The 15,590-nt window shown below is 34.2% G+C and carries 15 protein-coding genes, 1 other RNA gene and 2 riboswitches; of the genes, 6 read left to right on the plus strand and 10 right to left on the minus strand.

The genetic code is table 11. The features are described 5' to 3' along the window. Nucleotides 1-19 precede the first annotated feature (19 nt). On the minus strand, nt 20-1,210 hold the full coding sequence (locus EUBIFOR_RS03175) for an iron-containing alcohol dehydrogenase (RefSeq protein WP_003864475.1): 1,191 nt from the start codon (nt 1,208-1,210) through the stop codon (nt 20-22). A 9-nt stretch (nt 1,211-1,219) separates the two neighbouring features. Then, a complete protein-coding gene (locus tag EUBIFOR_RS03180; protein ID WP_040466114.1) occupies nt 1,220-1,804 on the minus strand; it encodes an HdeD family acid-resistance protein in 585 nt (194 codons plus the stop codon). Between the two features lie 146 nt (nt 1,805-1,950). On the opposite strand from EUBIFOR_RS03180, the gene EUBIFOR_RS03185 reads away from it, so the two are divergent. Beyond that, nucleotides 1,951-2,427, plus strand: a complete 477-nt coding sequence (locus EUBIFOR_RS03185; RefSeq protein ID WP_003864477.1) for a COG2426 family protein — start codon at nt 1,951-1,953, stop codon at nt 2,425-2,427. Between the two features lie 52 nt (nt 2,428-2,479). On the opposite strand, the gene EUBIFOR_RS03190 is transcribed toward EUBIFOR_RS03185, so the two are convergent. The 5 genes from EUBIFOR_RS03190 to gpsB all read right to left on the minus strand — a co-directional run bounded on the left by EUBIFOR_RS03190 (nt 2,480) and on the right by gpsB (nt 5,660). Further along, complete coding sequence (locus tag EUBIFOR_RS03190; protein ID WP_003864478.1) at nt 2,480-3,418, minus strand: magnesium transporter CorA family protein; 939 nt, start codon at nt 3,416-3,418, stop codon at nt 2,480-2,482. A 179-nt stretch (nt 3,419-3,597) separates the two neighbouring features. Next, nucleotides 3,598-4,053: a pyridoxamine 5'-phosphate oxidase family protein gene (locus EUBIFOR_RS03195; protein WP_003864479.1), complete on the minus strand. Its 456-nt coding sequence runs from the start codon at nt 4,051-4,053 to the stop codon at nt 3,598-3,600. Between the two features lie 7 nt (nt 4,054-4,060). After that, a complete protein-coding gene (locus EUBIFOR_RS03200; protein WP_003864480.1) occupies nt 4,061-4,699 on the minus strand; it encodes an ECF transporter S component in 639 nt (212 codons plus the stop codon). Nucleotides 4,700-4,786: 87 nt separating this feature from the next. Next, nucleotides 4,787-4,900: riboswitch (FMN riboswitch) on the minus strand. 73 nt (nt 4,901-4,973) lie between these two features. Next, nucleotides 4,974-5,315: RNase P RNA component class B (gene rnpB / locus EUBIFOR_RS12335), an RNA gene on the minus strand. 3 nt (nt 5,316-5,318) lie between these two features. Then, a complete protein-coding gene (gene gpsB, locus EUBIFOR_RS03205; RefSeq protein WP_003864481.1) occupies nt 5,319-5,660 on the minus strand; it encodes a cell division regulator GpsB in 342 nt (113 codons plus the stop codon). 104 nt (nt 5,661-5,764) lie between these two features. On the opposite strand from gpsB, the gene recU reads away from it, so the two are divergent. Together recU and EUBIFOR_RS03215 are read left to right on the plus strand one after the other, a co-directional pair. Then, nucleotides 5,765-6,358, plus strand: a complete 594-nt coding sequence (gene recU, locus EUBIFOR_RS03210; RefSeq protein ID WP_003864482.1) for a Holliday junction resolvase RecU — start codon at nt 5,765-5,767, stop codon at nt 6,356-6,358. Next, nucleotides 6,359-8,833: a transglycosylase domain-containing protein gene (locus tag EUBIFOR_RS03215; RefSeq protein ID WP_003864483.1), complete on the plus strand. Its 2,475-nt coding sequence runs from the start codon at nt 6,359-6,361 to the stop codon at nt 8,831-8,833. 51 nt (nt 8,834-8,884) lie between these two features. Here the strand turns inward: EUBIFOR_RS03215 and pflA are convergent, their stop codons facing one another. The 3 genes from pflA to EUBIFOR_RS03230 all read right to left on the minus strand — a co-directional run bounded on the left by pflA (nt 8,885) and on the right by EUBIFOR_RS03230 (nt 12,979). Then, nucleotides 8,885-9,610: a pyruvate formate-lyase-activating protein gene (gene pflA / locus EUBIFOR_RS03220; RefSeq protein ID WP_003864484.1), complete on the minus strand. Its 726-nt coding sequence runs from the start codon at nt 9,608-9,610 to the stop codon at nt 8,885-8,887. A gap of 28 nt (nt 9,611-9,638) precedes the next feature. Further along, nucleotides 9,639-11,876, minus strand: a complete 2,238-nt coding sequence (pflB, locus tag EUBIFOR_RS03225; protein WP_003864485.1) for a formate C-acetyltransferase — start codon at nt 11,874-11,876, stop codon at nt 9,639-9,641. A 103-nt stretch (nt 11,877-11,979) separates the two neighbouring features. Continuing rightward, nucleotides 11,980-12,056: riboswitch (ZMP/ZTP riboswitch) on the minus strand. 53 nt (nt 12,057-12,109) lie between these two features. Next, nucleotides 12,110-12,979: a YitT family protein gene (locus EUBIFOR_RS03230; protein ID WP_003864486.1), complete on the minus strand. Its 870-nt coding sequence runs from the start codon at nt 12,977-12,979 to the stop codon at nt 12,110-12,112. A gap of 239 nt (nt 12,980-13,218) precedes the next feature. On the opposite strand from EUBIFOR_RS03230, the gene EUBIFOR_RS03235 reads away from it, so the two are divergent. The 3 genes from EUBIFOR_RS03235 (at nt 13,219) to EUBIFOR_RS03245 (ending at nt 15,095) form a co-directional block, all read left to right on the plus strand. Further along, on the plus strand, nt 13,219-13,365 hold the full coding sequence (locus tag EUBIFOR_RS03235) for a helix-turn-helix domain-containing protein (protein ID WP_040466115.1): 147 nt from the start codon (nt 13,219-13,221) through the stop codon (nt 13,363-13,365). A 105-nt stretch (nt 13,366-13,470) separates the two neighbouring features. Then, nucleotides 13,471-13,917: a hypothetical protein gene (locus EUBIFOR_RS03240; protein WP_003864488.1), complete on the plus strand. Its 447-nt coding sequence runs from the start codon at nt 13,471-13,473 to the stop codon at nt 13,915-13,917. Nucleotides 13,918-14,339: 422 nt separating this feature from the next. Continuing rightward, entirely contained in the window at nt 14,340-15,095 is a 756-nt protein-coding gene (locus tag EUBIFOR_RS03245; RefSeq protein WP_040466117.1) for a hypothetical protein, read from the plus strand. Nucleotides 15,096-15,590 lie beyond the last annotated feature (495 nt).

Below are 15,590 nucleotides of genomic sequence, written 5' to 3' on the forward strand. Positions count from 1 at the left end.
AAACTAAAACAAGGAAGTCTTAAGCGACTTCCTTTTCATTTGCCATACGATAAATTTCAAGCATATCTGTTTCATCTAATTCTTTAAATTTTCCAATTGTTCGCGTATGTTCAAAACTACACTTATATGTTAATTCGTACAATTCTTGTTCCGTACATTTACGTTTCAACAATTCCTGAATACTTGTAGGCATGCCAATCGATTTAAAAAACTCTTCCATCTTTTCAATTGTATTCAAAGCACAAGACAAAGTATCTGAATCATCCAAGCCAAACACGCGATGTCCAAGTTTGGCAAATCGTGTTGGATTTTCCATATATACATGGTTTGCCCAACTATCCCAAATTGCAGCTAGCCCTGCTCCATGTGCCACATTAAACATACCACTCAATTCATGTTCCAATTGATGGCAAGCCCAATCCCCTAAAGAACGATCTCCTGTCATATCATTATGCGATACACTGCCTGCCCACATAATTTCAGCTCGAGCCTTTTCATTTGTAGGATCTTCCAAAAGAATCTTTGCGTTTTTGATTACTGTACGAACAACACTTTCTGCCATTTGATCCACCAAATCTAAAGTATCATAAGGCGTAAAATATCTTTCAAACGTATGCATAATTATATCTGTACATCCACACATTGTTTGATACTTAGATACTGTATATGTTAATTCTGGATTTAAAATAGAAAATTTAAAATATCCATATTCACTACTCAATCCACGTTTTAGATTTCCATCCTCATTCGTAATAACACTCGAATTACTCATTTCACTGCCCGTAGCCGCAAGCGTTAATATGCATCCCATCGGTAAAGCACCCTTTACCTTTTTCTTTCTTGCATAATAATCCCAGACATTACCTTCATTATAAACACCATACGCAATGCCCTTACTTGAATCTAATACGCTTCCACCACCAACAGCTAAAATGAAGTCAACACCTTCTTCTTTACAAATTTGAATGCCTTCATTTACCTTTAAAAGTAATGGATTGGCAACTACACCACCACATAAACAATACACAATATTTTCTTCATCCAACGCCTTTTTTACTCGATCCAAAAGACCAGATTTAATAGCACTTTGTCCACCATAATGAATCAACACTTTCTTTGGATGAAATTCCTTTAAAATCTTTCCAACCTTTTTTTCTTCATCTTTACCAAAATACACTTTTGTAGGTGCATAAAACTTAAAATTTTCCATAATTACCCCTTAAATTCTTTTCATTGAAACAACTTCAATCAACAAGCTAATGCCCGCCACAATAAGATAGGCAGCTAAAATATAATTGATGACTAAAGCACTTTGGAAAGGCATCACCATAAAGATAATACCCAACAGTAAATTGACCCAACCTGTTAAACTTAAATAATTGGTATTGATCACTCTAAAAAAGCTTAACCGAGAACCCCAAGTGATTTTTTGAATTCCATTCACCAATAAAACAAACGCAAACAAGAACGTCAAAGTACTTACTGTAATCGTGACTGGCATCGTACATAATAAACAACCTAACAAGATGTTTAAGATTCCACTAGCCAACCACATCGCATCTCTAAAGAAGAAAGTTGTCGTGATATACGAATAGATTTCACAAGCACCCCAAACAATCAATCCAATGGCTGCAATAATTTGAATCGTTGTGAATACTTTTTCTGGAAATGCAAAACATAAAATACCAATTAAAATCAAAACCACACTTAATATTATACCTATTCTTTTAATCTTTTTATACCTTTCATTCCATTGAGTTGTGAATTCATCAATATAATCATAATCCGAATCAAACCATTTCATATGTAACATCTCCTTTATGACTTCAGTATAGCACTAATTTTAGCGCTTTCAACATAACAGTGCTAGACACATCACAATATTTGTCTAATATTGTAAAATCATGTCATCAATGATAAACTTTTACTTGTCGAAAAAAGGAGACTTGTATGTTAAAAAAATACTTAATTGTGTTTTTGGTATCAATGGTACCACTCATTGAACTTCGTGGAGCCATTCCTATTGCCGCTGGAATGGGATTGCCATTTGTACAATATTATATTATTGCGATTATTGGAAATATGATTCCTGTTCCATTTATCTATTTCTTTGCCAGAAAGATTCTTGTTTGGGGAGCTGACAAACCTGTTATTGGAAACTTTTTTACTTGGTGTTTAGAAAAGGGTGAAAAAGGTGGAAAAAAACTACAAGAAACTGCCGGAAAAGGGTTATTTGTTGCCCTACTATTATTTGTAGGTATTCCATTACCTGGAACAGGTGCTTGGACTGGAACACTTGCCGCAAGTATTTTAGATATGGATTTTAAATCAAGCGTACTCGCTGTTATGTTAGGAGTCATTCTTGCAGGTATTATTATGGCTTTAGCAAGTATGGGCTTATTTGGAGCACTTGGAGCACTATTTTAAGTAGTGCTTTTTTCTTTTGTCTAAAAGAAAAAGGTTTGAAAAAAATCAAACCCTACTTAAACATATTATGTCTAAAAAAGTATACGGTCGCAACCACACAGGCCAAAATAGCCACAAAGCTTGGGAACCATACAAATGGAAATGGCAACCGCACATTCATTCCGTAGAAACCGAAAATAATATTGGGGATGGCCATTACGATTGTGATTACAGTTAATTTGTTCATGACAATATTCATATTGTTAGAAATGATACTTGCGAATGTATCCATAGTTCCTGCCATTGTATTTGAATAAATATTACACATCTCAATGGCCTGATGAATTTCAATCATGACGTCCTCTAACAAATCCTCATCTTCTTCATACAATTGAATTTGTTTTCCACGCATAATTTTATTTAATGTTACTTCATCCGATTTTAACGAAGTCGAAAAATAAACCAATGATTTTTCTAACCCTAACATTTCAATCAACTCATCATTTTCTACCGATTGATGTAACCGCGTCTCAGCACGACTTGATAGACGATCAATTTGGCGTAGACAAATCAAGAATCTTTGTGAAATACGCAAAGCTAAAAGTAAGAAGAACCTCGTTTTTAAACGCGTATCCATACCTTTGATTCTTCCTTGTGACATTTCTAAAATACTCCAGTTTTCATACAAACTAATTGTGACTACATATCCTTTTAAAATCACAATACCAATTGGCAATGTGGAATAAGTTGAATCAATCGAATCATCATCTTCATTTTCCGCACTTGGATAGTCAAAAATAATCAACAACTGTCTAAAATCATCGTCATAATCCATATGCGAACTTTCTTCTTCATCCAGTGAAGATTTGACAAATTCAGGTAAAACACCAATTTGTTCAATCAAATAATTTCTTTCTTCTTCTGTAGGCGCAATCGCATTGATCCAACAGCCTGGTTCTGGTTCTTGAATTTTGCGTGTTCCATCTTCAAATGTTTTATAAAACTCTAACACAATTTGTCCTCCTTATATCTTAAGCGAAGACAAATCCCATGTCTCCGAACATATATACATTTTTATTATTAAAATAACTCGGGTCTGGAGACATGTTTCCACCTACTTTCTACTAAAGAATATTGTATCATATTCATATCAAATTCTTGTGAATTTTCACAAAAAAAGACTAGCAAAAACTAGTCATAAGGTTTATATTCCACTGTTTCTTTGTCAAAATCAATAAACAATTGGAATGCATTACGATCTTTGTCTTCATCCCAGATTTCAACAAACTTAGGTGTAACTTCAATTAGAATTTCTGTATCTACATGTGAATATGCATTGTAGCTTTGCCACAAGAATTCTTTGTATTTCTTTTCAAAAATACGACCAGGTTCATCAATAACTAAACCTAAATTTTTAGCTGTACCTTCTACTTGCACACCATTAAAGCACATAGCTACTCTATCATTTTTAAATAATTGTTGCGTTTTTCTAAAGTTTTTATCTGTCTTAAAATAAATTTTGTCATTGTAGAAAACACAACTTACATTTCTTACCATAGGATAATCATCAACACAGCTTGCCAAAGCCATGATTTTATAATCTCCTAATTTTTCATCCATAATTTTTTTTGCTTCTAAAAGTTCCATTTTTCTTTTAACCTTTCATTACTAATATTAAAACAACAATTGACACAATAATAAATGCGCTCACAATTCCAACATCTTTTGTAAGAGTTTCATTTGTGTTCGATTGAGGAACAAACTGTGTATTTCTCAATGCGTTTACAAGTGGTTTGTAGATCAACATCGCACATGCAGCATTCAATGTACACTTAATAATATTGAATGGAACAATACCTGGAAGTAACATACCAACGACTGCACTTCTTGGCATTTGATAATAAATTGGAGTAATAATATAGTTCCATAAAGTCATACTCAATGTGCAACATACAGTTCCTAATACCAAACCTGCAATAGCTCCTTTTTTAGAATGTTTATATTTGTAGATGCAGGCAGCCACACAAGCGAATGTACAAGTAGAAATCACATTCATCAAAACATCTAATAAGTTTCCTCCACGGAATACAATTTCTAAAAATGAACACAATAGACTCATAATAAAGGATGTCATAGGACCATAGATAAATCCTGCAATCACAATAATGATATCTTTTGGATCATAGCTTAGAAAAGATACGGCTGGTACAATTGGAAATTGTATCAATAAATTTAAAATCATTGCCATCGCACTTAAGATTGCAATTGTTGTTAGTTTCTTTGTTGAACTCATAAATCATCAATCCCTTCATATATCAACTAAAAAACGTGCCTAAAGAAAATCCTCTAGGCGCGTTTAAATATACAAAAGAATATATAAAAACATCTTCTTCCATCCAGACTATACTGTCGCCACTGGAATTTCACCAGTTCCTGCAAAATGCTCGCGGGGTTTACCGCCGATAGGGAATTTCACCCAACCCTGAAGATTTAATTTATGCAAATTCAGTATACACTTGTTTTAGATAAAAAAAAAGAGCAATTTTTTTGCTCTTTATGGTTTCTTAAATCATAAGCCATGTTCTGTTCCACTTGCGTGGTGACAGTCATTTATCTATAGCAATGCTATCCAGCTTTCCTTTCGTTTCATTCCAGCCGGTTCCCCTACCAAATTTGGGTTTCTCGCTTGTGGGGTTTACCCGTTCCACCCTATACGTTTCCATATAGATTCGTCTCTGTGGCACTTTTAAAGTTTGTTTACATAGTTTCCCTTAGCAAACAAAACAGCCGTCAAGTAAAAACTTGCCTAGACTTATTTATTCATCTAGCACAAACACTACAATCATCACAGATTGTGCGAGCATGGACTTTCCTCTAACTATCTAAGTAGCCAGCGACTGTCGATTTAATACCTATTCTTCACTTTGATTGAATACAGCTTTTTCCAAACGTGCAATACGTTTTAAGATATCCACTGTGTTGCTACTTCCATTCACAAAATCAGAATTTACTTTTTCATTCAAGTTTTCATTCTCACTTTGTAGTGCAAACAATTGTTGCTGCAACTCTTTAATTTTTTCTTCATAACGAGTCACTGCAGCACCTAATTCTTCTACTTTTTCATCGTATTTCTGATAGTCTTCAATGACCATATCTAGAAATTCATCTACTTCAGCAGGGGCATATCCCTTCAAGTCTACATGAAATTCTTTTTCATAAATTTCTTGCGCTGTCAAATTCATATCTGTTGCCATATATATAGTCCCCCTATATCCACTTAGATATTATGAAGGTTTTAACAGAAAAAATCAACTCTGAGTTTTGAGTTTCATTGAATGTTCACTCTTTTTCATATATAATGTTCCTGATGAGCACTATTAAATATCCGAATGGAATTTCGACCATAAATACAATGCAATCAAAGAGTTATAGTTCAAGAGGTATGCGCCTTGAGAATGATATAAATGACTCCAATAAATATTATCGGGAACTTGATAAAGCTTTGATTTATAAAAAGCCTACGCCGGTTCAAGTTGTTCATGTTGATTATCCGAAAAGGCAACGTGCAAAAATTACTGAGGCTTATTATAAAACGCCATCTACAACCGATTATAATGGTGTATATCGAGGTAAATATATTGATTTTGAAGCAAAGGAAACCAAAAACAAAACGAGTTTCCCACTCTTTATGATTCACCCTCACCAAATCAAACACCTAAAAAAAGTTGTATTTCATGGAGGTATTGGTTTTTTTATCATTCGATTCAATTACCATAATGAAACCTATCTTGTAGATTCAAAGATGCTCATAGATAAAATCGAAAATATAGATAAAAGTTCCATACCTTATACTTGGTTTCAAAATCATGGAACTCTTATTCAAGAAGGATTATATCCTAGGTTAGCGTATTTAAAAGTTGTAGATGAACTCTATTTTAAGGAGGATAAGTAAATGGCCCAACCACAAAATGAACAAAAAAAGCCAACAGCACCAAAGACAAACAGAAGAAAATTAGATATATGGAATAAACTTGCCGTAAGTATCCTATCTATATTCTTAGTTGGATGTATATCTGTATTCTTTGTACTTGTGAATATTATTAATGATCCAGATGGCATGCGTTTTTCACAAGATGGCTTAACAACATTATCCAATTCAAGATTATATGACTCTTCAGGAAATTTATTCTATGAACTCGGCGATGAAATCCGTGAAGACGTTACATATTCACAGATTCCACAATCGGTAGTGGATGCCTTCCTTTCTATCGAAGATTCACGTTTCTTTGATCACAACGGATTTGACTTGCCACGATTCTTAAAATCCGCAATGGCAAACTTAAAATCTGGTAGTTTTTCACAAGGTGGTTCAACCCTAACGATGCAGATGATTGATAATGCATTTACGAAAAACCAAGAGAAAAAGATTGAAACAGAACAAGGCTCTGTTTCAACAGTTCAAAAGTTAAAATTAAAAGTACAAGAAATCTACTTATCTTTAATTGCTGAACAAAGTATCAACAAAGAACAAATATTTGAATATTATGTAAACCGAATTTGGTTTGGTTCCGGAAACAATACGCGTGGTATTCAAAAAGCAGCACAATACTTCTTTAATAAAGACGTATCCCAATTAAACTTAGGTGAAGCTGCATTCTTAGCTGGTTGTATCAATGCGCCAGACACATATAACCCATTAAACAATTTAAACGAAGCTAATACGACTGTAGATCACTTGAAAGCAGCTCAAAATCGACGTAATGTGACTTTGGAATTAATGATGCAACATGGATATATTACAGAAGAAGAATATAATCTTGCTTCAAATCAAGACATATCTTTCTCTTTACAATATATTGAAAGAACAAGTGATGATCCAAACCAAGCTTATATTACCCAAACACTTAGTGAAGTTATGGAATTGACCGGACAAGATCCTGCCATTATTCCAATGGATATCTATACCGCATTAAATCAAGATGCTCAAAAACAAGCCGATGAAATCTGTAATGGTAATATCGTACAATATCCAGATGAAGCATTCGATGTAGGTTTCTCAATGATTGAAAATGATACAGGAGAAATCATTGCGGTAGGACCTGGACGCCGTTACCACTCTGACTCTGTTAAAATTGATAACTCAACAGATTCAAAACAACCTGGTTCAACAATGAAACCATTGCTTGCCTATTCAAGTACATTTGATATTCTTGGCTGGTCTACAGTTCACCAGGTAAATGATAAGAAAAAGGATTATTGGAAAAATGGTTCATATGCACCAGCTAACTCAGATGGTAAATACAATGGTAAAATGAGTTTACAAGATGCATTAGGCGTATCAAAAAATACAACAGCCGCGCAAGCTATGATTGATTTAGTAACAGCCAAAGGCTATGATTACTGGATCGATTTCTGTAAGAAGCTTGGTTACGATGAAGACGTAGCTAATGCATTCAACGAGCAATATGCGATTGGTGGTTCTGGAATGTATGCGAGCACTGTCCAACAAGCAAGTGCCTACTCTATGCTTGCCAATGGTGGTAAACGTGTAGATGCCCATAGAATTCGTAAAATTATTCGTAGGTCTGATAAAAAAGAATTTGAAACAAAAGCTCAAACACATGAATTAATTAGTGAACAAGCCGCTTGGATGATGTCGCAATTGCTTGAAAAAGTTGTTAGTGGTGGCTACAACAACTACAGCAACATCTTAATGAGTAATTATACAGTTTATGGTAAATCAGGAACTTCCGATTGGCAAAATGAAGGTGCTCAATATGGTATTCCTGCTGGTACCGCAAAAGATGAATGGTCTTTAGGTTATACAAACAAATATACAATTGCTTGCTGGAGTGGATATACAACAGAATATATTCAACAAGGCTACTACATTACAATCTATGATTTAAATGTTGCGACTGCATTCCATATTTCTCACTATATGTTAGATTACATGCAAAAATATGCGACATATTCAGCTATTGAAAGACCAAGTGGTATTTCCGATTATAAAGGCGGATATATCAAAGATGAGTTTAAATCAAAAGGTGATACAGCTTCTGAAAACGCAGACGAACAAGAAGCATGTGTTGCCGATGGTGGTGAATGGGATGAAGAAGCTGGAACTTGTAAGAAAGCTGACGACGAAGAAAAAGAAGCTTGTGTTGCCGATGGCGGAACTTGGGATGGAACGACTTGTAAAAAAGAAGATACAGAAACCAACGATGCTGAAACAACATGTGTAAATAATGGTGGTACTTGGGATGGAAGTGCTTGTACATATCCAACTACACCAGATCCTGAACCAACACCAGATCCTGAACCAACACCAGATCCTGAACCAACACCAACACCAGATCCTGAAAATCCAACAGGATATGTCTGGTATGATCGAAGAAGTTTATATAACATATTTGATAGACTTTAGTAAAAGTGCTCAATTGAGCACTTTTTTTGTATACAAAAAAAACAGGGATAATCATTTCCCTGTTTCAAGTATCGTATTCGCAATTTGAAGTTGTTGATCACTTGGTGTTGGTATTCCTTCTAAAGGATATTCTAAACCTAATTCTTTCCATTTATAAGCCCCTAACGTATGGTATGGAAGGACTTCCACTCTTTCTACATTTTTTAACTGAGCAACAAATTGATGTAGTCTTTTTAAATATACTTCATCCGTATTAATAGTTGGTACTAATACATGACGAATCCATACAGGTTTTTGAATATCAGATAAATATTTAGCGAGTTCTAAAATATTTTGATTGGTATGCCCAGTTAATTCTTTATGCGCCTTTTCATCAATATGTTTAATATCTAATAGAACTAAATCTGTAACTTGCATAAGCTGTTTAAATTTAGAAAAGAAGGGTTCTTCAAAAGTAAAGGGCTGTCCACAAGTATCTAAAGTTGTATGGACCCCTTCTTTTTTTGCCTGTGTAAAAAGCTCAATCAAAAAATCAATTTGAAGAAGTGGTTCTCCACCACTGACAGTAATACCGCCATTCTCTTTCCAGTAAGGACGATATCGCAAAGCTTTCTTTAAAACGGTTTCTACATTTTGATCGGGTTCTTTTACTTTCCAAGTATCCGCATTGTGACAAAACTTACAACGCATATGACACCCTTGCATAAAAATGACATATCTTACGCCTGGCCCATCTACAAGGCCAAATGTTTCAATTGAATGAATGGCTCCTAACATCCTGTCCTCCTAACTAGAAAGAGCCTTATTAAAGGCTCTTATGACATGTACGACTAATAACATCTAATTGTTGTTCACGAGTTAAATCAATAAATTTAACAGCATAACCAGAAACACGAATTGTAAAGTTAGCATATTCCTCTTTTTCTGGATGTTCCATCGCATCTTTTAATTTTTCTACACCAAATACGTTCACATTTAAGTGGTGAGCACCCTGATCAAGGTATCCGTCTAATACATTGACTAAGTTATTCACTCTTTCTTCTTCACTATGACCCAACGCATCCGGATTGATTGTTTGCGTATTACTAATTCCATCTAATGCATATTCATAAGGAAGTTTTGCGACAGAATTTAGTGAAGCAAGCAATCCATTTTGTTCTGCACCATAAGCAGGGTTAGCACCTGGTGATAATGGCTCTCCAGCCTTTCTTCCATCAGGCAAAGCACCAGTAGCTTTACCATATACAACATTTGAAGTAATTGTAAGAATTGAAGTTGTTGGTTCACTATCACGATATGTGTGGTGCTTTTCAATCTTACGCATAAATGTCTTTAATAACCATACGGCAATTTCATCCGCACGATCATCATCATTTCCGTAGCGAGGGAAATCCCCTTCAATTTCATAATCAACAACCAATCCATCTTCATCACGAATTGTCTTAACCTTTGCGTATTTAATGGCACTCAATGAATCCACTACATGAGAGAATCCGGCAATACCTGTTGCGAAAGTTCTACGAACATCTGTATCAATTAAAGCCATTTGACTTGCTTCATAATAATATTTATCATGCATATACTGAATTAAGTTCAAGATATTTACATATAAACCTGATAACCAATCCATCATGATATCGTACTTATGCATAACTTCATCATAATCCAAATATTCACTAGTGATTGGTTTATATTCTGGACCCACTTGAACTTTTGTCTTTTCATCTATACCACCATTGATCGCATATAATAAACATTTAGCTAAGTTTGCACGAGCCCCAAAGAACTGCATTTCTTTACCCGTTTGCGTTGCACTTACACAGCAACAAACCGCATAATCATCACCCCATACAGGACGCATCACATCATCGTTTTCATATTGAACACTGCTTGTATCAATACTTACTTTTGAAGCATATTTCTTGAATGGTTCTGGTAAATTTGAAGAATATAGTACAGTCAAGTTTGGTTCTGGACTCGGTCCCATATTTTCAAGTGTATGCAAGAAACGGAAACATGTTTTAGTAACCATGCTTCTTCCATCCATGCCTAAACCACCAATATCTAGTGTTGCCCAAACTGGATCTCCTGAGAATAATTGGTTGTAGCTAGGAATTCTGGCAAATTTAACCATTCTAAATTTCATAGTTATATGGTCAACAATTTCTTGAATTTCACTTTCGGTAAATACACCATTTTCTAAATCTCTTTCAAAATAAATGTCTAAGAAAGTCGAAATACGACCAACAGACATAGCTGCACCATTTTGTGTTTTAATAGCTGCTAAATATCCAAAATATAGCCATTGTACAGCTTCTAAAGAGTTCTTAGCAGGTTGAGAAATATCATATCCATAGCTTGCTGCCATGACTTTCATTTCTTTTAACGCCTTGATTTGTTCCGCCAATTCTTCACGCTGACGAATCACATCATCGCTCATTGTTCCATCGCCACAATATGCGAAATCTTTTTGTTTCTGCTCAATTAAGTAATCAATACCATAAAGTGCAACACGACGATAATCACCAACGATACGTCCACGACCATATGTATCTGGTAAACCAGTCACAATCTTATTACGACGTGCTAAACGCATTTCTGGTGTGTATGCACTAAATACAGCATCATTGTGAGTTTTATGATATTTTGTGAATATTTCATGTAATTTTTCACTTGGTTTATATCCATAAGTTTCGCATGCCTCTTCACTCATACGAATACCGCCATAAGGCATAAATGCACGTTTTAATGGTTTATCTGTTTGTAAACCAACAACCTTCTCTAACTCTTTATCTAAATATCCAGGGCCATAAGCTGTAAGACTTGAAACCACTTCTGTTTCCATATCCAATACGCCACCTTTGGCACGTTCTTCTTTTTGTAATTTTTGAAGCTTTTCCCACAAAGTATTTGTTGATTCTGTTGGACCCTCTAAAAAGCTTTCATCCCCATCATAAGGCTTATAGTTGTTTTGAATAAAGCCACGAACATCAACTTCATCTTGCCATTTACCACCTTTAAATCCTTGCCATTGTTCTTTCATAATTACCTCCTTTTAATGACAGTTAGTTATAACTAACGCTTGATTAAAGTTTACTATGATTCCTTCGAGTAGTCAAATAAAAAGACCCACCAAAAAGACAAAGTAAACTTGCCCAGACGGTCGGCCTATAATATCATACTTCATGTGGTAACTCCACTTCCGTCAGTCATATGATATTCAAATCATAACAAAGAACTATCAATTACGCAAGCGTTTTCATCATGGACATGAATTTAGCTTTGCGCTTCTCCAATATTTGTCATTTTAAACCCCTCTCCATGCACTTCATGCGATTCGACAACCACAAAAAAAGATTCTGGATCCGCTTCTTGTACCGCCTTTCTTACTTGATACATTTCTTTACTATTACAAGCACACATTACCACTTGCATATCATCTTGTTTATATCCCCCTTGTGCATTTAAAATCGTACTTCCCCTTTGACTTGTTTCATCAATCACCTGACAAATTCTTTTTCCCTGTTTTGTGACAATAAAAGCCACTTTACCTGAGTTCATACCATAAATCATTTTATCCACTACAACCGCAAATAACAAATTGACAATCATACCATAAATCATTCCATCTACATCTTTAAATAGAATACCACCCACTAAAATAATGCCAACGTCCGATAAAAAGGCAATATTTCCTAAAGATAAATGCGGTCTTAATGCCTTTACAGCCATGATGATAAAATCAGATCCTCCTGTAGATGAATTTCTTGTATAAATCATCGCGTAGCCAATTCCACCAAAAACTCCCGTACATAGGGCAGCTAATAATCGATCTCCTTGGTAGACTGGAAATAATGGCGCCACATAGTCGATAATCAATGAAGATACAATCATACAGCGAATGGAACTGATAAAAAACTTCTTTCCTAATAATTTGTAACAAAGTATCGCAACAGGTATATTCAATAGAATCGTTGAAAAACCAATAGGAATATGAAATAGTCGATAAAAGATAATTGAAATTCCCGAAAATCCTGTCATAGGAAACTTAGCTTGTACGGCAAAATTATAAATTCCAATCGCAACAAAGATACTGCCAACTAATTCCCACATCATTTGTACCAATAATTCTTTTGTCTTATTCATAAACACCTCCAAAAAAAGAAGCGCCTAAGACCAAATCTTACAGTGAAATCACTGCACCTACGATTTGATCCTAGACGCTTTAACCACTCATCCGGTGAAGAGTGAACGTTATTTTTAATGCACCAATCTATTGTATGGAACATGATCATTTAAGTCAAGAAGAATCAGCTAATTCGCCATTTGTGGTATGTTCAATCTATACTAGAAATAGTAAGATTTTAGATGAAAGGAGGCTAATTATGAACACAAAAAAGATAGGAGCCTTTATCGCAATGAATCGCAAGAAAAAAGGATATACACAAGAGCAGTTAGCTGAAAAATTAGGTGTGACAAATAAAACCATTTCACGATGGGAAAATGGAGTTTCCCAAACAAAAGGATATTAAGGAATAACCTGTGTTTACCTGCTTGCAAAAGTTTAAAATAAATAGGAGAAGATTATACTATGACTGAAAGTATTAGAGAGATTGTATGAGAATCCATCTATATTATTGAATTCGCTAGAAAAGACAAAATATTTAAAGCAATGGTTAAAAGAAATAAAACAACAAATTTTTATAGATGTTTTAACAGTACCGATATTGATGTCTTTGCTGATAATTATTTTTCAGATTAAAAAAAACAATCTATTTGAAAATATAATTAAAATAATATCCATCATAGTTTTAGTGTATTCTATATGTAGAGGATTATGGTTGCTTTGTTATGAAATTGAAGGATATATGCAAGGGAAAAGATGCTGCTGGTATAAATCAATGGTATATATCGAAAAATGCAAGGGAGGAAAAACTAAAGGGGCATACGTAATTGAAAATGAATTTTTTGAAGGTGAACTTGTTAGTGATTATAGAAGAAACAAAATTAATTATGGAGAAGATAAATTTGCTGTATTGTTGTATTTTGGACATCATAAAAAAGTGATATTGTTGCAAGAATAAAGTAGTATTTTAATATAAAAAAGAGTAAAAATCGAATTATCCGCATAAACACAGGGATTTTAAGCAATATGAAACAAAAAATAAAAGAATTTTACCACTAATTTACTACGAATGAAAGAACCTTGATACGACAGAGAAAACAGCATAAATAAAGGCAAAATTGGCATTTCATACAGAATATGAGATGTCTTTTTTGTTGCTGTAATACAGTATAACTATTCTTTTTCTGCTTGATTATTAATCATTTTTTAGGACATGAATTGTCAAGAGCTTGTTGCGTAGCAATGTTTACACTCTTGATAATTTATGGAATAAAAAATATTCTGACAGATACTAGAAAAGTGATGACTACTCAATTTTCTAATGATATAATATGATAAATAATAATAGATAAACTTGAAGTGATTAAGGAAGTGTATGCCATGAAAAAATTTTTGAAAATAATGTTAATCATAATTGGAGCGATTTCTTTGATTTTTGTAGCTCTGATAGGGATTGGGTTATTTGTTGATGTTGAATATGATGACCATATTGAAAATGGTCGTTATACTTATGTTCCGGAAGAAGAAAATAAAGATAATGAATACGTGGAATTTACGATAAATGATTATGATAAAAATAATGCCAAGCTTGTATATTATGACACGATTGAAGAAGCTATTCAACTTTCCACTTTGAATGCTGAAAATGAGGAACTTTCGGTTCCTGCTGATTTTCTTAATCATGTTGATGAAACCTTGCATATATGGCAAGGCAAAAAATATGATACGATTTTCTATCGGGCTGGAAATGATAACGATGATATTCAAGGCTTAGTAATGGCTCGTTGTAAAAAGCAGATACAGAATGGGCATACACAATACACATTTATAAATGCTACACCGGTTACAACGAAACGAGATAGAATTTTGTTAGATGATATTACAGAGCTTATTCACTCTTCTTTGAAATTAAGTGATTTCCAACAAGACTTAAACCCCGATTATCCAAGCAAGCGTTTTGTTTACGGCTATGCACATGATAAAGAAATCTATTCATTGGAAGTAGAAGGACAAAAACCGGACGGTGTAATTGAAATCAATGTATATGACAGAGTCATGTATCTATGGTATTACAATGACTTACAAAGTAACAAAAGAGGTGACTGTTTAAGCTATTCGGTAGATGTACCTAAATAAAATGACATTTTTACATAATACTATATTATTAGTTAGGCAGACGGAGTGATCCAGACACGGTGGCAGGAAAATCTTTCAGATTTTTCTGCCATGTCTTGCAAGTGGCTGGTTTACTTCGTCTGTGAGCGAGCCTGTGGCGAGCGAAGATTAAGCCCCCGTTATCTAACAAGGGGGGCACAAAAAACAAGAGACAATATACATTAACAAGCGGAAAACGCTGTATTTACAAGGCGAAACCGCATTTTACATAGTGTGATATAAATTATTCCATTATCACTTGGGAAAATTGAATAAGACATAGGAAAGACAGTTGATTTCAAACGAGAAATTGATTGTCTTTTTCTTTTGCAGAAATTTAAGTATAGGCAATTATCAAATACGGTAGTTGCTTTTTTGATTGGAGGAATTTTAGAATGAATGATAAAAACTTTATTGAAGAATTAAGACAAAAGCGTGAGGAATACGGAGTACCACAAACAAGGCTTGCTGTTGCTT

Source organism: Holdemanella biformis DSM 3989 (genome assembly GCF_000156655.1).
GTDB lineage: Bacteria > Bacillota_I > Bacilli_A > Erysipelotrichales > Erysipelotrichaceae > Holdemanella > Holdemanella biformis.